The 23,060-nt window shown below is 66.2% G+C and carries 16 protein-coding genes; 7 read left to right on the top strand and 9 right to left on the bottom strand.

Going from position 1 to position 23,060, the window contains the following annotated elements; all coding sequences use genetic code 11:
* Positions 1–67 precede the first annotated feature (67 nt).
* Entirely contained in the window at positions 68–1,969 is a 1,902-nt protein-coding gene (locus tag CH274_RS11565; protein WP_179275710.1) for a DUF2339 domain-containing protein, read from the top strand.
* A 158-nt stretch (positions 1,970–2,127) separates the two neighbouring features.
* On the opposite strand, the gene CH274_RS11560 is transcribed toward CH274_RS11565, so the two are convergent.
* The 4 genes from CH274_RS11560 to trmB all read right to left on the bottom strand — a co-directional run bounded on the left by CH274_RS11560 (position 2,128) and on the right by trmB (position 8,951).
* Complete coding sequence (locus CH274_RS11560) at positions 2,128–4,281, bottom strand: MMPL family transporter (RefSeq protein WP_094657500.1); 2,154 nt, start codon at positions 4,279–4,281, stop codon at positions 2,128–2,130.
* A gap of 84 nt (positions 4,282–4,365) precedes the next feature.
* The gene (locus CH274_RS11555; protein ID WP_094657499.1) at positions 4,366–7,491 is read right to left on the bottom strand and encodes an MMPL family transporter; all 3,126 of its coding nucleotides are present in this window, start codon (positions 7,489–7,491) and stop codon (positions 4,366–4,368) included.
* Complete coding sequence (locus CH274_RS11550; RefSeq protein ID WP_230596976.1) at positions 7,492–8,178, bottom strand: NYN domain-containing protein; 687 nt, start codon at positions 8,176–8,178, stop codon at positions 7,492–7,494. It abuts the gene before it with no gap.
* Positions 8,179–8,192: 14 nt separating this feature from the next.
* Positions 8,193–8,951, bottom strand: a complete 759-nt coding sequence (trmB, locus tag CH274_RS11545) for a tRNA (guanosine(46)-N7)-methyltransferase TrmB (protein ID WP_094630552.1) — start codon at positions 8,949–8,951, stop codon at positions 8,193–8,195.
* Positions 8,952–9,117: 166 nt separating this feature from the next.
* Here trmB and CH274_RS11540 point away from each other — a divergent pair, with 166 nt between their 5' ends.
* The 4 genes from CH274_RS11540 to CH274_RS11525 all read left to right on the top strand — a co-directional run bounded on the left by CH274_RS11540 (position 9,118) and on the right by CH274_RS11525 (position 14,207).
* Positions 9,118–10,191: a hypothetical protein gene (locus CH274_RS11540; protein WP_143546550.1), complete on the top strand. Its 1,074-nt coding sequence runs from the start codon at positions 9,118–9,120 to the stop codon at positions 10,189–10,191.
* Positions 10,188–11,723 carry a hypothetical protein gene (locus tag CH274_RS11535; RefSeq protein ID WP_094657497.1) on the top strand — a complete coding sequence of 512 codons (1,536 nt, stop codon included), beginning with the start codon at positions 10,188–10,190 and terminating at the stop codon, positions 11,721–11,723. Before CH274_RS11540 ends, CH274_RS11535 begins: the two co-directional genes overlap by 4 nt.
* 38 nt (positions 11,724–11,761) lie before the next feature.
* Positions 11,762–12,067 carry a DUF6802 family protein gene (locus tag CH274_RS11530; RefSeq protein WP_045197272.1) on the top strand — a complete coding sequence of 102 codons (306 nt, stop codon included), beginning with the start codon at positions 11,762–11,764 and terminating at the stop codon, positions 12,065–12,067.
* Between the two features lie 310 nt (positions 12,068–12,377).
* Positions 12,378–14,207 carry a phosphoenolpyruvate carboxykinase (GTP) gene (locus CH274_RS11525; protein WP_032396654.1) on the top strand — a complete coding sequence of 610 codons (1,830 nt, stop codon included), beginning with the start codon at positions 12,378–12,380 and terminating at the stop codon, positions 14,205–14,207.
* 65 nt (positions 14,208–14,272) lie between these two features.
* Here the strand turns inward: CH274_RS11525 and CH274_RS11520 are convergent, their stop codons facing one another.
* On the bottom strand, positions 14,273–15,151 hold the full coding sequence (locus CH274_RS11520; RefSeq protein WP_094657496.1) for an ROK family protein: 879 nt from the start codon (positions 15,149–15,151) through the stop codon (positions 14,273–14,275).
* A gap of 9 nt (positions 15,152–15,160) precedes the next feature.
* Positions 15,161–15,931: a class I SAM-dependent methyltransferase gene (locus CH274_RS11515; protein ID WP_230596926.1), complete on the bottom strand. Its 771-nt coding sequence runs from the start codon at positions 15,929–15,931 to the stop codon at positions 15,161–15,163.
* 82 nt (positions 15,932–16,013) lie between these two features.
* Here CH274_RS11515 and CH274_RS11510 point away from each other — a divergent pair, with 82 nt between their 5' ends.
* Positions 16,014–17,234 carry a glycosyltransferase family 4 protein gene (locus tag CH274_RS11510; RefSeq protein ID WP_094657581.1) on the top strand — a complete coding sequence of 407 codons (1,221 nt, stop codon included), beginning with the start codon at positions 16,014–16,016 and terminating at the stop codon, positions 17,232–17,234.
* On the opposite strand, the gene CH274_RS11505 is transcribed toward CH274_RS11510, so the two are convergent.
* A complete protein-coding gene (locus tag CH274_RS11505; protein WP_373453923.1) occupies positions 17,181–18,917 on the bottom strand; it encodes a hypothetical protein in 1,737 nt (578 codons plus the stop codon). The genes CH274_RS11510 and CH274_RS11505 overlap by 54 nt on opposite strands.
* A gap of 25 nt (positions 18,918–18,942) precedes the next feature.
* Here CH274_RS11505 and CH274_RS11500 point away from each other — a divergent pair, with 25 nt between their 5' ends.
* Positions 18,943–20,157, top strand: coding sequence for a polysaccharide biosynthesis protein (locus CH274_RS11500; protein ID WP_179275709.1), 1,215 nt, complete (start codon positions 18,943–18,945; stop codon positions 20,155–20,157).
* 70 nt (positions 20,158–20,227) lie between these two features.
* On the opposite strand, the gene CH274_RS11495 is transcribed toward CH274_RS11500, so the two are convergent.
* Together CH274_RS11495 and CH274_RS11490 are read right to left on the bottom strand one after the other, a co-directional pair.
* Positions 20,228–21,715: a hypothetical protein gene (locus tag CH274_RS11495; protein WP_094657494.1), complete on the bottom strand. Its 1,488-nt coding sequence runs from the start codon at positions 21,713–21,715 to the stop codon at positions 20,228–20,230.
* A 117-nt stretch (positions 21,716–21,832) separates the two neighbouring features.
* A complete protein-coding gene (locus CH274_RS11490; protein ID WP_032396649.1) occupies positions 21,833–22,954 on the bottom strand; it encodes a DUF3068 domain-containing protein in 1,122 nt (373 codons plus the stop codon).
* Positions 22,955–23,060: the final 106 nt, after the last annotated feature.

Below are 23,060 nucleotides of genomic sequence, written 5' to 3'. Positions count from 1 at the left end.
TTCTACTCGAGCAATCCGAGTAGCACTACTCACGCTTTCCGGCCGCCACGGTCGCAGGATCTAACCCATGACTTCTCCCCAGAGCTCCGGGCTGGATCCGCAACTCGTCGCGCGACTGTCCAGCCGCTTCGATTCCTTGGGCGACCACATGCGCCAGGTGGCCGTCGACCTGCAGAACCTGCAGTCCCAGCTCGGTGCCGCAACGGCTTCCGCTCCCACGCGGCAGGCGTCGGCACCGGAAGCTCCTGCCGTTGCGCCGCCGGTGGCGTCACCACCGCTGCCTCCGCAGCCCTACGGTCAGCCGTTCGGCCACATCGTCCGTCAGCCGGTGGGGCAGCAGACGGTTCGGCCCCAGCCCGCCATGACCTACCCCGCACCACCCAGTGGACCGGTCGTCGTGCCTCGCCCGCCGGCTCCGCCGCGCGAACCGTGGTGGCAGCGTGACGGTGTCATCAGTCGTCTGCTGGCTGTCGCAGGCGCAGGCGTCACCCTCGTCGGTGTCGTGATGCTGCTCGTCCTCGCCGCACAGGCCGGGTGGTTCGGCCCTCCGCTGCGGGTCGCCGCGGGCGCAGTGTTCTCACTCGCGCTGATCGGTGCAGGTGTCCGAGTGTTCGGCCGCTCCGGCGGACGCATCGGCGGAATTGCCCTCGCCGCCACCGGCATCGCGGGCCTGTACCTCGATGTACTCGCGACGTCCGTCCTGTACGGCTGGCTCGATCCCGTACTCGGCCTGATCACCGCATTCGGAATTGCCGCAGCCGGAACGGCACTCGCAGTGCAGTGGACGTCGCAGCCGATGGCGGTGCTGATTCTCGCCGGTGTCGCGGTGTGTGGACCGGTGCTGACCGACGGCCTCACCCTGACCCTGATCGCATTCCTCATCGCCACGTACGTCGCCAGCTTTCCGGCTCAGATCGGCCGCAATTGGCCACTCCTGCAGGTCGTTCGGACCGTACCCCTCGTCGGTGCGGTGCTGGCTGCCATCGCGAGTGTCGATCTGTCCGGATCCACCGGCGACGTCTGGCTGCTCCTGGCCGTCGTGTCGGTGGCCGTCTTCGGGATCGGAACCTCACTGGAGTTGCTGCGCCGCAACGTCTCCGATGTGGTCGCCACCGTCATGATCGCTCTCGCGTCTGTGCCGGTGCTGGTCTCTGCCGACGTTTTCGATCGCGCCGCGACCGTCTCTGTCCAACTGGTTCTTGCTGCTGCAGCTGTGGCGATCGTGATTCTGGTGAGGTGGTTGCCGGGGCACGCTCGCATCGCCGTCGCGGTGATCGGAGCGCTGGCGACGCTGCAGGCCGCAGTCGAGTCGACGACCCTCGAGATTCGCCCGGTGGTGCTGTTCGCCGTCGCGTCGGCCCTGATCGCGGTGGCCCACAGCACCCGCTCGACACTCGCATACTCGATCGGCAGCGGATTCGGTGTGATCGGCGCACTGATGTTCGTCTCGGTCAGTCCGCCGCAGGCGCTGCTGGACTCCGATCACGCAGTGGGCAGCGTCGGTATCGCCATGGGCGGAATCCTGCTCGCTGCAACGGCATTCGCCTTCGCGTACGTGCTTGCCGAACTGAAACCGGTCGACGACGGACTGCGGACCCTCGGCATCGTCTCCGGCGTACTCGCGCTGTACGGCCTGACGGCGGCAACGGTGACTCTCGGCATCGGAATCGGTGGCGAATCAACGGGATTCACTGCAGGCCACACCGCGGCGACCATCGAGTGGATGATCGCAGCCTTCGCACTCCTGGCATTCGGGCTGCGCAGTGTCACCCACGCGCATCTGGCACTGCTGGCCGGACTGTCCTTGACCGCGGCGGCCATCGCAAAACTGTTCCTGTTCGACCTCGTCGCCCTGGACGGACTGTTCCGAGTCATCGCCTTCATCGCAGTGGGACTACTGCTGCTGATCGCGGGCACCCGTTACGCGAAGGTGTTCGCGGACCGAGAGAGTGCGGCAGTGTCTTCCTGACCTCCCCACACCGCGTGAATGGACCACTGCATACGTCTGAGGAGTGCAGTGGTCCATTCACGCGTCCGACCCGAGCCCGGCCACACCGCATGAATGGACCATTGCATACGTCTCGGCGGTGCAGTGGTCCATTGACGCGTTGTGGGGGCGGCGGCGCGTCAGTCGTCTTTCGGAGCCGTGTCGCCCAGTCCGAGTCTGCGTTGCATGCGCTTCATGCCCGCCGGTGCCCACCAGCTCGCGTCGCCGAGCAGTTTCATTGTCGCGGGTACCAGGAACATGCGAATGACGGTGGCGTCGATGATGAGGGCCGCGATCATGCCGTACGCGATGTACTTCATCATCACCAGATCGGAGAACGCGAACGCTCCGGTGACGACAATGAGGATCAATGCTGCCGCGGTGATGATGCGTCCGGTGTGCGAAGTGCCGATATGGATGGCTTCGCTTGTGCTGGAACCATTTTCGCGTGCCTCGACCATACGAGAGAGTAGGAACACCTCGTAGTCGGTGGACAGCCCGAACACGATGGCGGCGATCAACAGCAGAATCATCGCCATGATCGGCCCTGGCGTGAAATTCAGCCACGCCGCGCCGTGGCCGTCGATGAAGATCCACGTCAGAATGCCCATCGTGGCACCGAGCCCGAGGGTCGTCATCAGCACCGCCTTGATCGGCAACACCAAGGATCCGAACGTCAGGAACATCAGTACGGTCACGACGATGACGACCAGTACCGCCATCAGGGGTAGACGATCGACCAGCGCATCGATCGAATCCCGTTCGATCGCAGGCGTTCCCGTCACCTCCATCGAGGTGCCCTCGGGAGTGTCGATGCTGCGCAGGAACTCGATGGCGGGCGCTGCGTCGTTGCGATCGATCAGTCCGGCCTTGAAGACGATGATCCCGTCCTTGCTCGCACCGACCGGGGTGAACTGCTCGACCAGGCCCGGTGCGTTGTTCGCCTGGGTGGTGATGCCGGCCAGGTTCGACCCCTGGGCGTTCTGGATGACCAATTCGATCGGCTCGGTGCGCTGGCCGGGGAACAGTTCGTCGAACCGTTCCTGCGCCACCCGCGTCGGATTGTCCGGTGGCAGATACGTCTCGTTGATGCCGCCGAACGCGAGGTTCCCGATCGGAAGCGTCAACGCCAGCAGTCCGAGCACGATGGTGACGACCACCTTGATGGGGTTGCGCATCACCCAGGTGGTGAGCTTGCCCCACATCCCGTTCTCGATTTCCTCCGACGACTTGGTCTTGCGCATGAACGCCAGGCCGAGGGCATCGACGCGTGGGCCGAGAATCGACAGAATGGCCGGCAGGATGGTGATCGCGTTCAGTGCCGCGAGAGCGACCGTCGCGATCGAACCCAGGGCGACCGACCGCAGGAACCCGTGCGGAAACAGCAACAGACCACCGAGGCACGCGACGATGATGGTCGCCGAGAACGCCACCGTCCGACCGGCCGTCATGACCGATCGACGGACGGCATCAGGCGTCGACCGGCCGTCGCCCAGTTCCTCTCGGAAACGCGACACGATGAACAGTCCGTAATCGATCGCCAAGCCGAGTCCGACCAGCGACACCACCGGCGCAACGAAGGTGTTCACGTCGGTGACGTGGGTGAACAGCTTCACGATGCCGTTGGCGCCGACGACGGTCAGCGCGCCGACGATGAGCGGCAGCGCAGCGGCCACGACGCCGCCGAACACGAAGAACAGCAGCACTGCCACCGCCGGGATGGCAAGGATTTCCATTCGGTGGATGTCGTCGGTCATCGTCGACTGCAGGGCGGCCGCCACGGCCTGTTGGCCGGCGACCTGTACGTCGACGCCGTCGATGTAGAACGCGTTCTGGACGGCCTGGAAGTTCTCGGTCAGCTCGGTGTCGTCGGTACCGACGATGGCGATGCTCGCGATGGCGTGCTGCTTGTCGGTGGTTCCTAGCGCCGCCAGCACCGGGGCTTCGGCAGTTCGGAAGTAGCTGGCGTTGATCTTCGCGATGCGGTCCGGGTGATCGGCCACCAGCGAATCGAGACTGCCGACGACCGCAGAGTCGAACGCCGGGTCGTCGATGGTCGACCCCTCCGGCGCGGTGTACAGGACGATTACATCGCCCTCGGTGTTACGGCCGAACGTCGCCTCGGCAAGGTTGTTCGCAGCCGCGGATTGCGACGTCGGATCGTCGAAGCCGCTCTGGCTCAAGTGGTCGGTGAGATCCCAGCCGTACGCGGCCAGGATCGACAGCCCGGCCACCATGACACCGAGAACGGCGTACCGGAGTCGGTGGACGAACTTTCCCCATCGAACGAACACGTGTGTACTCCCCCTGGATGCACGCGACTACCGCCGCCACGTGAGTGAACCTCGGCTCAGGGAGGTTAGCCGATCACACGAGCGTCAACGTGAACGGTTGCGCTCGCGTGCGAGCAATTCGCTGACGCTGAGCACCTGTCCGTTCTCGCCGCCGCGATGACGACCGCTGTCGCCACCCTCGGTGGTCGGTGCGGATCGGCGGCCCGACGGCTTCTCGGACCGTGGCTCGCTCGACGTGGATCCGTTGCTGCCGTTGCGTTCGGAACCGGTGTGCTCGGTGCCGTTGCGATCGGACCCGTTGGTGCCGTTTCGGTCGGTGCCGTTTCGTTCGGACCCGTTGCTGTGGCCGTTGCGATCGGAACCGTTCTGCGGGGAGCTGGTCTCGTCGCGACCGCCGTGGTTCGTAGCGCTGTGGTTCGATCCGTTGTGATCGGACCCGTTGGCGGTCGAACCGTTGCGCGGTGTGCTCGGGGGTGGTGATGCGCTGGGTGCTCGCAGGTCGGCGAGCCAGCTCTCGATGGAACGGGAATCCGGTTCCTCGGCGCGAGGTGCGCGTGCGGCCCGGGTTCGGCTCGGCGGCGCTGCGGGTGGACGCGGTGCGTTCGGTGCGCGGGGCGGCTCCGCCGACGGGGGAGCTGCCACCGGGTTGACCGGCGGTGCGGGCCGGACGACCTCCGCTGCCTGGGTCGGTTCCGGTTCGACGGTCGGTCGCGGCGCAACCGGCCGGCTCGGGGCAGGCCTGGGAGCCGGTCGTTCCTGCGGAGCGGCCTGGGTCCGAGGGGGAGTCGGGGTAGGTCGAGCAGCCGGTGCCGCGGGCGTGGCGGGAGCCGCACGGGTCGGCTCGGGTGGGGTTGCCGGACGCCCTGTCACACTGCGTCGGGATTCTTCCTTCGCCGCGTGGGTCGCTCGGATCGGGCCCCCGCCGTGCGGTGCGACCACGGGAATGGGTTCGGTGAGCGGCTCGCTGCGGCGCGGTGCCGGACGCATCGGCGGCGCGACCGTACTCGACGGTGCACCGCCTGCGAGAGCGAGCTCGGGCACGTCCGCCATGGGGAGCAGCTCGTCCTCGAGGATGGTCTCGCCGAGTCCGAGCTTCTGCTGAATCCGCTTCATCCACTGCGGGGCCCACCAGCAGTCGTCGCCGAGCAGTTTCATCGTGGCGGGCACGAGGAACATGCGGATGAGGGTGGCGTCGATGATGAGGGCCGCGATCATGCCGTATGCGATGTACTTCATCATCACCAGATCGGAGAACGCGAACGCCCCGGTCACGACGATGAGAATCAGGGCCGCTGCGGTGATGATGCGTCCGGTATGCGAGGTTCCGATACGGATGGCTTCGCTTGTGCTCGCGCCCTTTTCGCGCGCTTCGACCATACGAGAGAGCAGGAACACCTCGTAGTCCGTGGACAAGCCGAACACGATCGAGATGATCAGCACCAGGACCGGAGCCATGATCGGCCCGGGAGTGAAGTTCATCAGCCCCGCACCGTTGCCGTCGATGAATATCCACGTCAGGATGCCCATGGTGGCCCCGAGACCGAGGACGGTCATGAGCACCGCCTTGATCGGCAGCACCAACGATCCGAACGTCAGGAACATCAGCAGGGTCACGATGAACACCACGAGCACGGCCATCAGCGGAAGTTTGTCGATGAGCGCACTGATGGAGTCCTGCTCGATGGCAGGGGTGCCGCCGACGAGAACCGACGCTCCGTCCGGCACGTCGATGCTGCGCAGGAAGTCGATGGCGGGCTTGGAGTCGTTGCGATCGACCAGTCCTGCCTTGAAGACGATGATCCCGTCCTTGCTGGCACCGACCGGAGAGAACTGCTCGACCAGGCCGGGAGCGTTGTTCGCTTGGTTGGTGATCGCGGCGAGGTTGGCACCCTGCGCGTTGCTGATCACCAGCTTGATGGGTTCGGTCCGTTGGCCGGGGAAGAGCGAATCGAACTCGCCCTGCGCTTCGCGGGTGACGTTGTCGGGCGGTAGGTAGGTCTCGTTGATGCCGCCGAACTTGATGTTGCCGACCGGCAGCGTCAGGAGCACCAGGCCGAGCACGATCGGGACGGTGACCTTGACGGGGTTGCGCATCACCCAGCGAGTGAGACGGCCCCACATGCCGTTCTCGATCTCCTCGCTGGACTTGGTCTTGCGCATGAACTTCAGGCCGAGGGCGTCGACGCGGGGTCCCAGGATGGCGAGCATCGCGGGCAGGATCGTGATGGCCGTCAGAGCTGCGAGAGCCACGGTTGCGATGGAGCCGTAGGCCACCGACTTGAGGAAGCCCTGCGGGAACAGCAGCAGACCACCGAGGGACGCGACGATCATCGTCGCGGAGAACACCACGGTGCGACCGGCCGTCATGACGGTGCGGCGCACGGCCTGTGGCGTCGAATAGCCGTCGCCCAGTTCTTCTCGGAATCTCGAAACGATGAACAATCCGTAGTCGATGGCCAGCCCGAGGCCGACGAGTGAGACCACGGGTGCGACGAATGAGTTGACCTCGGTGAAGTTGGTGAACGCCTTCACGATGCCGTTGGCACCGACGACTGTCAGGCCACCGATGATCAGCGGGAGGGCAGCCGCGACGACGCCACCGAAGATGAAGAACAGCAGTACGGCCACTGCCGGGATGGCCAGCAATTCCATCCGGTGGATGTCGCCTGCCATCGTCGACTGCAACGCGCCTGCGACGGCCTGCAAGCCGGTCACCTGCACGTTCACACCGTCGATGTAGAAGACGTCCTTGACGGCCTGGAAGTTGTTGGTCAGCTCGGTGTCGTTGGCACCGGCGATCGCAATGCTGGCAATCGCGTGTTGCTTGTCGGTGGTACCGAGGGCGGCGAGGTTCGGGGCAGTTGCCGTGCGGAAGTAGCTGCCGTTGACCTTCTCGATCTCGTTCGGGTGGTCGGCGGCGAGCGAATCGAGGTTGGCGACGATCTTGGATTGGAACTCGGGATCGTCGATCGTCGAGCCCTCGGGTGCGGTGTAGAGGACGATGACGTCACCCTGCTTGTCGCGACCGAACGTCGTGTCCGCCAGACGGGCAGCCTGGGCCGATTCCGACGTCGGATCGTCCCAACCGCTCTGACTGAGATGGCTGTTGAGATCGAGACCGTAGGCAGCGAAGCCCAGCAGTCCGGCCACCATGACACCGATAACGGTGTACCGCAGGCGGTAGACGATGTCTCCCCATCTGGCGAACACTTAAGAAACTCCTTGGCGCCCGACGAGCAGGGCGGACAGCGGTCGGAAGGGCTGCAGCCACGCACCTTCGTCGGGAAGCGAATCGAGACTCACCCGTGGCAGTGGCTCACGGAAGACGCCCGGAATGTCCTCGAGGTCGAGGAACTCCAGGATGTCCGACGTGACAGCCCAGCTTGCGTGCTCCCGGAAGCCCAGCACCTGCACGGGCACTCCGGTTGCTGCGATGGCCTCCAGTGGACCCTTGAACGCCTGACCGTCGGCGGACGCGACCATGACACCGGCGAGGCCGCCGTCACGGTTGCGGAAGTCGATGTGGTCGAGCATGTCTGCGTCGACGTCACTGTCTTCGTCGACCTTGGGCTTGGCGAACACCGCGAAACCCACGTTACGCAATGCTTCGACCCAGGGTCGGACGACATCTGCGCTGCCGGGGGCGATGTTGGTGAACACCGTGGCCTCGGGTTCGAGCGTCGCGGTGCCGGAGGTGGAGAGCTCGGCAGTGCGGCTGAGCAGCCATCGGCCCAGGGCATCGAAGCGCGGACGGTACGCAGCGGTGGGTCGGCCACCGAGAATTGCGCCGAGTCCCATGTCCAGGTTCGGGGCGTCCCACACCAGCAGGACGCGTTTGCTGTGGCGCGATTCACCGAGTGCGCCGAGTTCTGAGGGGTCGACCACGGTGTCGGGCATGTCCGTACTGACGCTCATGCTGTCTTCTTTCCCCAGATCAATTCCGTCACCGAGCTACCGACCAGCTGTGCCTTGCCCTCGAACTTGGTCACCGGTCGCTCGTGTGTCATGGGCGACTCCCAATCGAGAACGGTCAGACCGGGCTCGGCGTTCCCGGCCTCGGCAATCCACTCAGCGTATTCGGCATGATCGGTTGCCACGTGCAGAACGCCGCCGGGCTTCAACCGATCCGCGATCATCGCGAACGTCGGACCCTGCAGCAGGCGACGCTTGTGGTGTCGAACCTTGGGCCACGGGTCGGGGAAGAAGACGCGGACGCCGGTCAACGATTCCGAGGTCAGCATGTTCTCGAGCACGTCCATCGCGTCACCGCGCAGCAACCGAACGTTTTCGATGCCTTCTCGTTCGATCTGCTGCAGTGTCTGGGCCAGGCCGGGCCGGTAGACCTCGACGGCCATCAGGTTGACGTGTGGCTCGGCCGAGGCCATCGCCGTGGTCGCGGTGCCCGTACCCGAGCCGATCTCGAGAATCGCCGGACCGCTGCGGCCGAACCAGGCGTCGATGTCGATCTGCTCGTCGGCGACGTCGCGGCCGATGCGCGGCCACAGGTTGTCCCAGGTGGTCTGCTGCGCTTCGGTCAGCGCTCCGCGCCGAGAGCGGAAACTCGTCACGCGGGGGTACAGCCGTGAGCCCCGTTCCTGGGTCTTCACGGCATTGTCCTCGGTGTCGACAGAGGGGTCCTGGGGCTCGTTCACCGGTCCATTGTCGCGCATCGACGGGGCGTGTGACAGGTGGGTCTCGAGTTGAAGTTGAGACTTACCGTCCCACCGCTGATCAGCGGTGGGACGAGCCCGGCTAATTACAACGATGCAATTCCCGACGGTCGGCTCGTGAGCGCCCACATGTGCCAGAATCGGTGCCGCAGCAGGGGGCTGTGCGTTGCCTCTCGACGTGGGCGGCGGGTCGTCGGTGGGGGAATCGATCATGGATGTCGCCGAGGTCGGTCTTGGCCTGTTGCGTAACCGCGTTGCGTCGAGCGACGCACGCGAGTCCGTCGACACCGCCGTCCACGATCGCCTACGGCCGATGACCGCACGGGTGACCGGCCGCTCCGGCGTCGGGAAATCCGCGGTTCTCGCCGTTCTCGACGCGGCACCGCTCGATGCCGACGGCCTCGATGTCCGATGGCACGAGGGCAGAGCGGACAGCAGCGAGGGCGAGGTGCTCGTCCACGTGATCGCGGGTGCGGTGTCGCCGGTCGACACTGCACTGCTGAGTTCTCGGCCGAGCGATCCTCCGGACGGGACCGTCGTCGTGCTGACCAAGGCGGACACACTCGACGATCCCGCAGCCGCGGCCGCAGCTGCGTCGGAGCAGCTGGGGCGGACCGTTCTGCCTCTGATGGGAACCACCGCGGCGGGATTGCGGGGAGTGGGCCGCGCCGGCGCACCTCTGGACATGTCCGACGTGCGCGCCGTCGCAGCGGCCGATCTGCGTCCGACCGACCTGATGACCGTCGATCGGTTTCGCGCCGCCGACCTCGCGGTGTCGACGTCTCGAAGAGAAGCGCTGATCGAATGCATCGAACTTCGGGGTCTCGCCCTGCTCGTCGACCTGCTGCGGCAACCAACGGCTGTGTCCGACGGTGATGCCGTACGGATACTCGCCGATGCCACCGGTGCCGACGCCGTCGTCGCCGCGGTCTCCACCGCCGTCTCGGCGGCCGCGGCGGCTCGAGACGTCGAGCTGCATCGCAGACTGCACCGGATCTCCGCCCGGAACCGGCGGGCTCGTGCCGCCGTCGAGTCGTACCTGGCCTCGGACGAGGCGGTAGCTGCCGAGATGCGCCACGCGGCTCTACGTCTCGGGGTGCCGATCGAGACCGGTTCGGAGGAGGTCGCGCTGGAACAGGCGGTGCTGTGGAAGCAGCGTGCGGCTGCTGCCGGGGACCCCGACGTGCGTCGCGCGGCACTCGCGCTGTGCCGAGGACACGTACGAATGCTGCGCCGATGACGCCGCTGTCGGAAGACATGAAAAGCGTTCTTCGACGCTGGAATTCGGGTGCACTCGACGAGATCGAACGGGCAAGGGTCAGTCGACCCGCCGGGGTTCATCTCACCGGGACCCCCGGATCGGGCAAGTCCGAACTGCGCCGGGAGCTGTCCCGACTCGGTGGTTCCACCATCGGCTTCACGGACTCGATGGCCGATGCCGCGGTCGTGATGATCGTCGTCGACGCGTCGGCTCCGGTGGGCCGCGTCGAGGTCGAGCAATGGCGAGCAGCCCTCGAATCCACGCCGGTCCTGTTCCTGGTGAACAAGATCGACGTGCATCGAGACTGGCGTGAGGTGGTCTCCGCCGACAGCGATGTCGTGGCCGAGTGTGTCCCACGGGCGGTGGAGTGCACGTTCCACCCGATCTCGGTTCGGTCGGCGCGGACGGGCCGAGACAGCGGTGACGCCGCGATGTCCGCGGAGTCGGGTCTCGGAGCGGTGGCGGACCGGCTCGGCGCGCTGCTGCTGCAGGCCGCAGCTATCGGATCCCAGCGCAAATACGTTGCGGCAGTGCAGGACTGCGCCGCCGGAGCCAAATCGTCGATCGTGGCGAGAGCGCGCGCGGTGACCGGGGGAGGTGACACGGCCGAACTCCGTGCGCGGCGAGCCGAGCTCGTCGGCGAACGGGACAATCTCGGTGGCGACCGACGGGCATTGCTGCACAATCGAATTCAACGGGTGCGGGTGGAGTCCCTCCATGCTGCCGCCGAAGATTTTCGCGCCCTGCTCGCCGAGTTCAAGCGCACGATAGACGGGTCGGGGCGTGCCGAACTCACTCACCTTCCCGTACATGTCGCCGAGTCCGCGCGCGAAGCCCGCAATCGGGCCGACGCGGCGGTCACAGCGCGATTGCGGGCAGTGGAGACCGATCTCGGGCTCACGCCGGCGCAGGCGGAATCGAATGTCGAGGACTCCCCGCTCGACATCGGGGAGCCGTCCCGGCGGCGGGGGATCGAGGATGCGGTCATGATCGTCGTCGGTGCGTCGGCGGGGGTAGGACTCGGGCGGCTGGTGGTGTCGCCGATGGCGCTGGTGCCGGCCTGGGCAGTCGCCAACACCGTGATTGCACTCGTCCTCGGAGGTGCGCTCGCCTGGTGGATCACGCGGTCACGGGCGCTGGTGGCCGATCGGGCCCGCCTGCGCGGCTGGACACAGGAAAGCCTGGCCCGGGTGAGATCGTCGGTGGAGCAGCACGTGCTCTCGCGGATTCTCGATGCCGAGTCGATGCTCGCGTCCGCCGTCGCGACTGCGGATCGCGATGCTGTGGCCCGCATCGACGTCGCACTCGCCGAGGTGGACGCCGAGCTTCGTCGGCTTGCCGACCATCGATCGGCACTGCTGTCTGCCTGCGATCGCGATCTGTCTGCACTCGAGCGGGGGTTGGAGCGATTCCGCGGGCTCGATCGCGGTGTGTTCGTAGCCCGTGAACCCGTCCATTTCTCTGCGGAGCAGGTGGAACCGTTCGACGAGCCGGTGCGTCGGAGTCAGTAGGTGCAGTATCGGTTCGTTGAGCGAGGTGAGGAGCGTCGATGATCGCGGTGGATGGCTTCGCAGCAGGTGGGTTCCTCGCGGAGGAGGCCGAACCTCACGACGTCGGGGATTCGGGTGAGCCCACGGTCTCGACGGACCTGTTCGATCTCGACGGAGACGGTCACTTCGAGACCACCGTACGCCGTACCGACGCCGGGATGACCGTGGCGACCGACGTCGACGGCGATGGTGTGACCGACAAGTTCACATCGTTCGGACGTGACGGGCAGTACCGATCCTGGGAAATTTTTCGAGAAGCGAACGGTATCGGCCGGGGTGAAATGACCGAATCGGGCGAGCTGTAGTCGGTCCGTCCCGAGTGGACGTCGGTGCTGGTAGACGCCTTCTTGCGCGGATCTTTCCCTATCTGAATCGGTCCTGTGACTAATCGGACAACACCCTGTTTCCGGATTTACGTCGCTCGGCGTTAACCTGAGTACCAGGACACCCGGCGCTCGACGCTCGGCTTGCTGTACCCGTTACGATGGTGTACTGCGGCTCGAACGGTCGAGCAGCGCCCCGCCGAGAGGGGAAAACCGAGATCTGCTCGCGCATGTTTGCCCAACAGTGATCGTGCGAGTACTTCCCGGTTCCGGCTCACCCCAGGAGAGTTAGATGACCTCAGCCACCATTCCCGGTTTGAGCGGCACCGACAACGTGCCGACTCGACACAAAGAACTGCTCGCCTGGGTTGCCCAGGTAGCCGAACTGACCGAACCGGAATCCGTGGTGTTCGCTGACGGATCCGACGCCGAATGGGAGCGCCTGACCACCAAGCTGGTCGAGGCAGGCACCTTCACTCGTCTCAACGACGAGAAGAAGCCCAACTCGTTCCTCGGCAACTCCGATCCGTCGGACGTCGCTCGCGTCGAGTCGCGTACGTACATCTGTTCCAAGGAGGAGATCGACGCCGGTCCCACCAACAACTGGATGGACCCCGCCGAGATGCGGACGCTGATGTCCGATCTCTACCGCGGCTGCATGCGCGGACGCACCATGTACGTGGTGCCGTTCTGCATGGGCCCTCTCGACGCGGCCGACCCCAAGCTGGGCGTCGAGCTCACCGACTCGGAGTACGTCGTCGTCTCGATGCGCGTGATGACCCGCATGGGCCAGGCCGCACTCGACAAGATCGGTGACGACGGGTTCTACGTCAAGGCGCTGCACTCGCTCGGCGCTCCGCTCGCCGAGGGCCAGGCGGATGTGCCGTGGCCGTGCAACGACACCAAATACATCACGCATTTCCCCGAGGATCGCGAGATCTGGAGCTACGGATCCGGCTACGGCGGCAACGCCCTGCTCGGCAAGAAGTGCTACTCGCTGCGCATCGCTTCGGCCATGGCCCACGACGAGGGCTGGCTCGCCGAGCACATGCTGATCCTCAAGCTGATCTCCCCTGAGGACAAGGCGTACTACATCGCAGCGGCGTTCCCGTCCGCGTGCGGCAAGACCAACCTGGCGATGATCCAGCCCACCATCCCGGGCTGGCGTGCCGAGACCATCGGTGACGACATCGCGTGGATGCGTTTCGGTGAGGACGGCCGCCTCTACGCCGTCAATCCCGAATACGGCTTCTTCGGTGTGGCACCGGGTACCAACTGGGATTCCAACCCCAACGCGATGAAGACCATCGATCAGGGCAACTCGGTGTTCACCAACGTCGGCATGACCGACGACGGCGACGTGTGGTGGGAGGGCCTCGAAGGCAAGCCCGATCACCTGATCGACTGGAAGGGCAACGACTGGACCCCCGAGTCCGGAACCGATGCCGCGCACCCGAACTCGCGCTACTGCGTGCCGATGGCGCAGTGCCCGTCGATGGCTCCCGAGTGGGACGACCCCAAGGGTGTCCCGATCTCGGCGATCCTGTTCGGTGGACGCCGCAAGACCACCGTTCCGTTGGTGACCGAGGCTCGCGACTGGCAGCACGGCGTGTTCATGGGAGCCACCGTCGGCTCCGAGCAGACCGCTGCCGCCGAGGGCACCGTCGGAACCGTCCGACGCGACCCGATGGCCATGCTGCCGTTCCTCGGCTACAACGTGGGCGACTACTTCCAGCACTGGATCGACCTGGGCAAGAATGCCGACGAGTCCAAGCTGCCGAAGGTGTTCTACGTCAACTGGTTCCGTCGCGGCGAGGACAAGCGCTTCCTGTGGCCCGGATTCGGTGAGAACTCGCGCGTGCTCAAGTGGATCGTCGAGCGCATCGAGCACAAGGCCGCCGGCATCGAGACGCCGATCGGTGTGGTCCCCACCGCCGAGGCACTCGACATCGACGGACTCGACACCACCGTCGAGGACGTGGCCGAGGCACTCGCGGTGAACTCCGACGAGTGGAAGGCCGAAATCCCGCTGATCCAGGAGTGGTTCGACTTCGTCGGCGAGAAACTGCCCACCGGAATTCAGGACGAATTCGACGCCCTCAAGCAGCGCCTGGGCGCGTAGTATTCACGACACAGAACGGGACTCACCGAGGGGTGGGTCCCGTTCTGGCTGTGTGGATATGACGCTCAGGCAGTGAGCGCGGCCGCCCCGGCCAGGGTGCCGAGGCCACCCAACGCAGCAGGCACCACCTGCAGGCCATCGAGGAACTTCAGGCGTGCGTGCAGCGCGATCGACTCCTGAATCGGATTCCACAGCGGCGGGCCGGCTTGGGCGAAGCCACCACCGATCACCACCATGCGAACGTCCACCAGGGCGACGGCCGACGCGATCGCCTGGCCCAGCGCCACCCCGGCGCGCTGCAACGAGGTGATGGCGATCGGCTCCCCGGCGGCGGCATCGGCGGCCAATTCGGTTCCGCTGCTGCCGGTCCAACCCAGCTCACGCGCCCACCGCACCGCCGAAGGCCCACTCGCGACGGTTTCCACGCAGCCGATTCCGCCGCACGCGCAGGGCGTCGTCGAACCGGGAACGACGATGTGGCCGATGTGGCCCGCGTTGCCGCTGGCACCGGCGACGATCTTCCCGCCCAGCACCAACCCACCGCCGATCCCGGTCGACACCACCAGACTCAGCACATCCGGCACACCGACGGCCGCACCGTAGCGGTGCTCGCCGAGTGCCGCTGCGCTGCCGTCCATCGCGAGGCGGATGTCGGACTCGGGGAAGACCACGGCGATGTGATCGCGCAGACCGAAACCGTTCTTCCACTCGTCGATGTTGATCGGTGCGACCGACCCGGTCTCGAGGTTCACCGGACCGGAGCAGGCGACGCCGATGCGGTCGATGTGCTGTCCGGGAGCCATCTTCCGAAGCAACGAAGCGCACGCCTTCCACACCCCGGACTCGGGAGTCGGCACCGTCACCGGATTCTGTGGCCGCCCGTCGTCGCCGACGAGTGCCGCTGTCATCTTGGTGCCGCCGATGTCGAGCGCGAGTGCCGTCATCGGTCCAGATTATGTGTTCGGTGTCAGGACGAGGACGAGGTTGCTGCCCAGGAACTCTCGGAGAACGGGTACTCGCATCATCCACCAGGCCCAGCGGGGATGGTAGCGCGGGAATGCGGCCAGCAGTGTTGCGTTGGGTGTGCTTCGCGCCCAACGTAATCCGTCTGCCGCACTGATGTCGAACAGTGATTCGCCGAATCGATTCTTCGGTTCGTGACCGGTGGTGCGGGCATAGCGGCGGGCTGCGTATTCGCCGCCGAGGTAGTGCCAGGGTCGGGTCTCGTGGCCGCCGAACGGACCGAACCAGATGGTGTACGAGAGCACGGTCAACCCGCCGGGCTTGGTGACTCGCAGCATTTCCTCGGCCATGGTCCACGGCTCGCGGACGTGTTCGGCGACGTTGGACGAGAAGCAGATGTCGACGCTGTCGTCACGAAACGGCAGCGCCATCCCGGAGCCGCGTACCGAGCCGGGTATCTGCAGTCCCGCTGCGTGCATCTCGGACGCGTCGGGCTCGACGGGCAGGTAGCGCGCGCAGCTCGCACCGAAGACCTCGGCGAAGTATCCGGGTCCACCGCCCACGTCCAGTACGGTCGCCGCGGACATGTCGGTGCCGGTCAGGCCCCGATACAGATCGCCGATCAGCTCCACGGAATCGCGAGCGAGCGCGCCGTAGAAGATGTCGGGAGCACTCTGCTCGTGCCCGAAGTCCTTCAGCAGACTCACCGAGCGGCGCAGTGTCGCGCGAGAGGCGAACAGACGTGTCACGGCGGAAGTCACGAAAACGAACCCTAGCGGTTACTGTGGCAGCGGTAATCGACTGCGGTCGAGACGAGCATGCGGAAATTGGGTGAAGCGAGCTGTGCGCGAGGTTCTGTTGCTGTGCTGGCGCGATACCGGGCACCCGCAGGGCGGCGGCAGCGAGCGTTACCTCGAGCAGGTGGGCGCGGGTCTGGCTCGACGCGGCGTCCGCGTCACGCTGAGGACTGCGTCGTACCCCGGAGCTCCCGCCGAGGAAATCGTCGACGGCATCCGCATCAGTCGCGGCGGTGGACGCCTGTCGGTGTATCCCCGCGCACTGGCCGCCATCGCAGCCGGACGGCTCGGTTTCGGCCCGCTCAAGGGCATCGCACCCGACGCGGTGATCGACACCCAGAACGGCATTCCCTTCTTCTCACGGGCGGCGCTCGGCGTTCCGGTGACGTTGCTGGTGCACCACTGCCACCGCGAGCAGTGGCCGGTCGCGGGGCCGATGATGGCCAAGCTCGGCTGGTGGCTCGAATCGACGGTGTCGCCGAGGGTCCACCGCCGCAATCAGTACCTGACGGTGTCGTTGCCGTCCGCGGACGAACTGGTCGCACTGGGCGTCGACCGCGAGCGCATCGCCGTGGTGCGCAACGGAGCCGACGAGATTCCGCAGTCGGTGCCCGAGGGTGACGAGAGCACCCGCACCGCACATCCGTCGCTGACCGTCCTGTCCCGCTTGGTTCCGCACAAGCAGATCGAGGACGCACTCGACGTCGTCGCCGCGCTGCGCGGTCGCATCCCCGACATCCACCTCGACGTCATCGGTGGCGGCTGGTGGGAACAGAACCTCCGCGACTACGTCGGAGAACTGGGCATCGAGCAGTACGTCACCTTTCACGGACACGTCGACGAGGACCGCAAGCACGCCCTGCTCGGTCGCTCCTGGGTGCACGTCATGCCCTCCCGCAAGGAGGGCTGGGGTCTCGCGGTCGTCGAGGCGGCCCAGCACGGCGTGCCGACCGTCGGCTACCGAAGTTCCAAGGGGCTCACCGATTCCATCATCGACGGCGTCACCGGTGTTCTGGTGGGCGGGCTTTCCGATGCCGAGGAGGACCGGGACGTCTCCGGCCTGACCGCTGCCGTGGCGGAGCTGCTGCAGGACACCGAAGCCCGAACTCGCCTGGGCGAGAAGGCCCGAGTGCGCGCGGCCGAATTCTCCTGGGAGCAGTGCGCGCAGGGTGTCTACTCGGTGCTCGACGCGACGACGCGCGGCACGTGGTCGTCAGGTCTGGTGGGTGCGCAGCACTCGGATTCGGCGCAGCAGTCCTACCGCTAGACCCCCGAGAAGCAGCACTGCCCAGGCGAGGTGGGCAACGACGACGGCCGCTGCCGGCCGGCTCTCGGTCGGCACGGGATCGGGTACCCGATAGAGCGTGAGTTGGTCGTCGGAATACACGACGTCCAGTGCATCCAGTGTTTGCTCGGACCTCCCGAGTTCGCCGGGGGTGGTGTTCTCCACCAGTACCCAGCCGACGCCCAGCTCTGCGATCACGTTCGTGGGTTCACCTGCGAGCAGGGCATTCTGGACCTCCGTCGCGCGCTCCCCCTCGCCCCGCACCGTGCCGCCCGCGACGATGAGCTCGCCGGTCTGCAGTACGTCCAGTGGCAGCATACGCGGCGCGGGATCGAGAACGGGAGCGCTCCCGCTGTAGGGAAAGCGGCGGAACATCCCGGCCGGTAGTACCGCGACATCGCCGTCGCTGCCCTGCAATTCGGCTGCGACCGCCTGCCAGGACGCCGGATACGCCACGGGTCGCATCGAATTCCCGACGCCCCAGCCCAGGTCGGGCAATGCGATCAGCAGGGCCGAGATTGCAACGGCGCTGCCGAATCGGGTGCGCTGGACCGCGGTCAGCGCGGTTGGTTGCACCGGATTCGGTCGATGCCGAGGAGTGAAAGCGGCCGCCGCGGCCAACACGTAGATCGGCACGGCCAGCGCCACCCATTTCTGGGAGTCGCGGAGCAGGCCGGCACCGGGCACCGTCTCGCCGAGCGCCCTGGCCGCTGCCAGACCAGGTCCCGTCGCTGCCAGCGCAGGGGCTGCGATGGCAAGCACGGCAACAACACCGAGCCCTACGATCACCGGATTTCTTCGACGCCTGAGCAACGGACGCACACCGAACGCGACAACGGTCAGCAGTAGCGCCGTACCCACGAACGCGAAAAACCCTGTGCGAGAAGCGGGTACAGCATCGGAATTCCAGATCCCACCGAGACCGGCGAGGCTGCCGAGGGTGCCCAGACCCGGCTCGGCCCGCGCTGCGAACGCCGCCCAACCCGCCGGATCCGCCTGCTCGACGCCACCGCCGGACACCGCCGTCGCCACCAGCCACGGCGCCGACGCCACCGCCGCCAGCCCGACGGCGCCGACCACGCGCAGGCCGCGTCGGGCACCCCCGGGGAGGGCGAGGACCACCAGGGCGATGGTTGCGGCGAGCAACGCGCCGGTGGGGGTGAGCCCGGCCGCGGCGAGACAGGCTGCGAGCGCCCACCAGGAACGGCCCTCTCTGACCGCGAGCGCAGCGACCACGGTCCACGGAAGGGCGGCGTATCCGACGAGCAGGCTCCAGTGTCCCTGCAGCAGCCGCTCGGCGACGTACGGATTCCACACGGCCACCGTCGATGCCACGAGCAGCGCGGGTAGCGGGGCTGTCGGCAGAACTGTTCGGGCCATGACCGCGGCACCCCACCCGGTCAGCCACAGGGCCAGCAGCAGAATGGTCTTGACGACCAGGCCACCGTCGAACACCGTCGACAGCGTGGCGATAACGGCGTCCTGCGGTACTGCCCTCGCGGCCGCGTCGGCGATTCCCCAGGCGGAGTCGGTGAAGTAGGAACGGGGAGTGCTGACGGCGTCGCGCAGCAGGAGATAGCCGGGGCGGAGCAGCGGGCCGACAATCACGACCGCGAGCAGCAGACTGTACAGCGGCGGTGTCCACCTCGACCTCGACCACGCCATGATCGGCACCCTATACCGTGGGCTCATGTCTTTCCGTGCCTCGTCCGAGGCAGAGCACACCGCGGGTGCGTCGGTCGCCGGGATGGGGATGGTGACGGCCGGTTCGATGTTCGCGAACGTTGCGGCGTACCTGCTGCAGGTTCTGGCGAGCCGGATGCTCGGCGTCGAGGGTTACGGAGAATTCGCGAGTCTGCTTGCTGCGCAATTGGTTCTCGCGGTTCCGGCGTTGGCGTTGCAATCCGTCGTCGCGCGTGAGGTGGTGCGCGGGCGCAGTTCTCGTGAACTACGCACGGTGGGGTATCGGTGCGCGGCGGTGGTGGGAGTGCTCGCTCTGGCACTGTCACCCGCACTGTCCGCGGCCATGGACGTCTCGATGGCGGCGACCGTGTCGGCGGTCATCGCTGCGCCGGTGCTGGTGCTGTTGGCCGCCGAACAGGGTTTGCTGCAGGGACGGGGGCGTTTCGGAGCCCTGAGCATCGTGTTGGCCGCCGCCGGGTTCGGCAAGGTGGCTCCGGCCGTGCTGGTGTTGGTGCTCGGCGGTGGTCCTGGTTCGGTTCTTCTCGCCACGGCCGCGGGCATCGGCGTTGTGGCCCTCGGTGCGCGATGGACGGCCGGGGTGCCGGTGAACTCGGCGTCGGAAACCAAGGTCACCGTGCTGGCCGTACTGCAGGCGTCGCAGGTGCAGTTGGTGTTGATCGCGATGTCCGCGCTGGATCTGGTGCTGGCGCGCACGCTGCTCAGCTCCAACGAGGCCGGGCTGTACGCCGTCGGAGCCGTCGCGTCCAAGGCGGCGTTCTGGTTGCCGCAGGCCGTCGGGGTGGTGCTGTACCCACGGATGGCGAACCCTCTGCATTCTGCTGCCGCGGTGCGCTCGGCGCTGGCCGTCGTCGCGGGGCTCGGTACGGTTCTGGTGATCGGCGGTGCACTGGCGTCTCCACTGTTGCCGTTGGTGGTGGGCGATACGTATTCCGGTGTGCAGAACTACGTCTGGCTGTTCGTGCTGCAGGGTGCGTGTCTGGCCGTGCTGCAGAGCGCGTTGTTGTGGGCCATCGCAGGTGAGCGCACCCACCTCGCCGTCGTTGCCTGGATCGCCCTGGCCGCAGAGGTGTTGCTGTTGCTGTTCGTGGCGTCGACTCTCGCGCAATTCGTCACCGTCGCTGCAGCCACTGCCGCGGTGACGATGGTGGTGGTGTGCGGACTCGCCCTGTGGGGAAAGGACATCAGTCGGCGACGGGCCTGATCTCGCTGAGGGTCTCGAAGTCGACCCGGACGACGACAACGAGCAACGGTCTGGGGTCGGTGGCGGACTGTCACGGCATCGTGGTGACGTCGAGGTACATGCCGTGGCCAGTTGTCGGATTCGGCACGTACCCGAACTTCTCGAAACTTCGGTCCGAGAATCGCGACTCGATTGCTCGTGCGCCGGCGTTGGCGAGGGTGTGCGTGATCGAGTGCACGAGCTGCGTTGCCACCGATTGCGGAGTGCCCGACACCACTTCGAGTACGTCGATACGCGCGGTGGTGTCGTCGATCCATCGCGCAGCGGCATGTCCAACGGACGGTCGCGCCTCGCGATTGTCGACATACGCCTGCAGCCAGCACGCGAGCGCACCGGATTCCAATGCTTCTCGGGCGGAGCCGATGTCCAAGCCTGCTCCGGCGAGCCAAGAACCCGAGGTGTCGTGTCGCGGTACCGCTGCCACCCGATGTTGTCGACTGCCGGTCATCTCGGTGATCGGCCACGAGATGTGCACGGCACCGTCGGCCCGCCGTGTGCGTCGCCCCCACACCAGCAAGCCTGTTCGCAGATCCTCCTGCCAGTCCGAAAGGCAGATGGCGACAATGGAATCGGGCGAATCCAGCGGAGGGCCGGAGAACTCGTCCTCGGATCGAGGAAGCCGCAACGTCATCGCGAATGTATTCGGATTCTTCGCCCAACGAAAGTAGACGCGAGCCCGGTCCTGCTCGACATGGACGCGGATGGGGCGAAACCTGCTGTCGACTCGTCCACGAACCCGCACCCTCCGAATCAGATTTCGCGCGGTAGCGGCTGCCGGCGTCGGGAGATTTTCTGTGTCGTCACCGGTGATGTCGAGACGCCACCCGCCGTCGGCCTCTGTGTTCGGATCACGGATGTCTGCGGTCTCGAAGAACGGTCCCACGGCCCTGAGGTGCGCTGCCACAGTGGATGATGTCGGGATGATCTTGCGGGCCGAATCGATCGCGTTCCATACCCGCTGGAAAGCGAAATTGTCGGGCGCAAGTGTCGGCTCGCCGTGGGCATCGAGCAACAGCGCATAGACGCGCTGTGCGAACAACATTCGAGTCGCCGTATTCGTCGGTCGTTTCGGAGTGCGCACCAATTCGTACGCATAGTCGGCCCACCGCTGGCCGAGGAGCGCACGCGTCCAGGCCTCGCTTTCCGGATCGGTCACCGAGTCCACCAGATTGGACCCTGCAGCTTTGCGGTCCTGGTACTCGTCGGAGAACCCTTGGACGTGGATGCGTAGAAGGAGCGGATTCGATTCGGCCGGAAACGATCCCAGATCGGCCGCGTCCTGGTAGCTGTGCCGCACGTGTATGCGCAGACCTGGAACGGTGAGCGAGGGCCCTTCCACCGGGTGGTCGTCGATCGGCCGGCGAGGGTGGGGCGAAGTGCGATCGACGGCAAGGTGCCGCAGCACGTCTTGATAGACGGCGATTTCATCTGCGTACACCGAGGCGATGTGGCCGGTCATGGCGATGATATCGGGCGCACCGTTCGATGGTGCGTCGTCGTACTCAGTGGGCCGAGACATTCTTTCTGCGTGTTGTCAGCATGTCGACACCGTAGACCATCGTCGGCCCCCACATAGACGAGTGGCGTGGTTGTGCGCCCTCACAGGCACTCAACCACGCCACTGCGCGTAGCGCACTTACTCCTTGGACAGGTTCGTCCTCGGGATTTCCTCGGTGCGGTCGGTCGTCCAGTCGCGGTTCGTCGCGGTTCCGCCGCCGGGGGTCGGTCGCGGAGTGTTGTCCGCTCGGGCCGGCTGACGGTGTCCACCGTTGCCACCGCGCAGCAGCAGGAACACTCCGGCGATCAGCGAGATGACACCGAGAATCCCGGCGATGATCGGGACGGTGCGGCCGAAGAGCGAGATCCGGTCCTGGCCGTCCTTTGCCTGCTGGATCTGGTATTCGACCGTGTTCTCGTCGAACGTGATCGGAGCATTGAGGACGTCGACCTCGGGCCGGCCTGCTTCACGTGCGTAGTACTGGTGAATCTGCTCTTCGCCCTTGACGACGACGCCGGTCTCGGGTTCGACCCACAGGGTGCGGGTGTTCTCGTACCAGCGAGTCATCGTCACCGGAGCGGCTCCACCCTCGACACCCCAGGTGTCGGCGGGCAGGGTCACCTTGTTGGTCGGCAGGTTGACCACGGTCGACAGGTCGACCGGGCCGACGGTCTGCTGGTACTGGTACACCGGCGTTCCGTTGATCTCGGTTGCCTCGACGAAGTCGATGTCCTTCGATGCGCGGGCGTTGACGTCGAAGTACGGGTAGCTCTTCTGCTCCGCGTTGAACGGGAACTTGTACTGCAGTCCGGTGTGGGCCACCTCGTCGGCCGGCGCGTTGCCTGCCACCTGGATGGTGCCGATCGGGTTCTCGACGGGCATCGACGTCTTGCGGTCGATGGTGACGCGATCGACGCTCGCCGTCAGCAGCCCGGTATCGGCCTGCTTGTCGCTGCGTCGCAGGGTCTGGCCTGCCTGCAGCGTCATGATGTCGGCGTCGGAGGGATCCTCGACGGTGACGAATCGCTGCGAGACGAGAGGAACGTTCTGGTCGACGACTGCGCGACCGGCCGCGAGCGAGCTCGCATTCAGGACGCTGCCCTCACCGGTGGAGACGGTGGTGACTTCGAGGTCCAACGGCGTCTTCTCGAGCGCCGAGATGGTGTACGTGGGAATGAGGATGGCGGCGACCACCAGAAACGCGCCCAAGCCGATGAGTACGAGGGCAAGTATCCGGCTCGGCCCTGAGCGCTCCGCCATGCTGAATCTCCTTAGTTGACCGCTTCATGGAAGACACCGCGGTCGGGAAAGACGTCAGCCCCGACCCGATGCCCGATTTGATACGACACGTCGCAGGTGACAGTAA

Source organism: Rhodococcus sp. 06-418-5, from assembly GCF_002258285.1.
Taxonomy (GTDB): domain Bacteria; phylum Actinomycetota; class Actinomycetes; order Mycobacteriales; family Mycobacteriaceae; genus Rhodococcoides.
This window is presented reverse-complemented; position numbering and strand designations above follow the sequence as displayed.

Bases quoted from the DNA above. Each gene is read 5' to 3' on its own strand.
- CH274_RS11490 (WP_032396649.1), bottom strand. From the start codon at position 22,954: ATGGCGGAGCGCTCAGGGCCGAGCCGGATACTTGCCCTCGTACTCATC.
- CH274_RS11550 (WP_230596976.1), bottom strand. From the start codon at position 8,178: ATGCCCGACACCGTGGTCGACCCCTCAGAACTCGGCGCACTCGGTGAA.
- CH274_RS11565 (WP_179275710.1), top strand. From the start codon at position 68: ATGACTTCTCCCCAGAGCTCCGGGCTGGATCCGCAACTCGTCGCGCGA.
- CH274_RS11535 (WP_094657497.1), top strand. From the start codon at position 10,188: ATGACGCCGCTGTCGGAAGACATGAAAAGCGTTCTTCGACGCTGGAAT.
- CH274_RS11530 (WP_045197272.1), top strand. From the start codon at position 11,762: ATGATCGCGGTGGATGGCTTCGCAGCAGGTGGGTTCCTCGCGGAGGAG.
- CH274_RS11520 (WP_094657496.1), bottom strand. From the start codon at position 15,151: ATGACGGCACTCGCGCTCGACATCGGCGGCACCAAGATGACAGCGGCA.
- trmB (WP_094630552.1), bottom strand. From the start codon at position 8,951: ATGCGCGACAATGGACCGGTGAACGAGCCCCAGGACCCCTCTGTCGAC.
- CH274_RS11525 (WP_032396654.1), top strand. From the start codon at position 12,378: ATGACCTCAGCCACCATTCCCGGTTTGAGCGGCACCGACAACGTGCCG.
- CH274_RS11505 (WP_373453923.1), bottom strand. From the start codon at position 18,917: ATGGCGTGGTCGAGGTCGAGGTGGACACCGCCGCTGTACAGTCTGCTG.
- CH274_RS11495 (WP_094657494.1), bottom strand. From the start codon at position 21,715: ATGTCTCGGCCCACTGAGTACGACGACGCACCATCGAACGGTGCGCCC.
- CH274_RS11500 (WP_179275709.1), top strand. From the start codon at position 18,943: ATGTCTTTCCGTGCCTCGTCCGAGGCAGAGCACACCGCGGGTGCGTCG.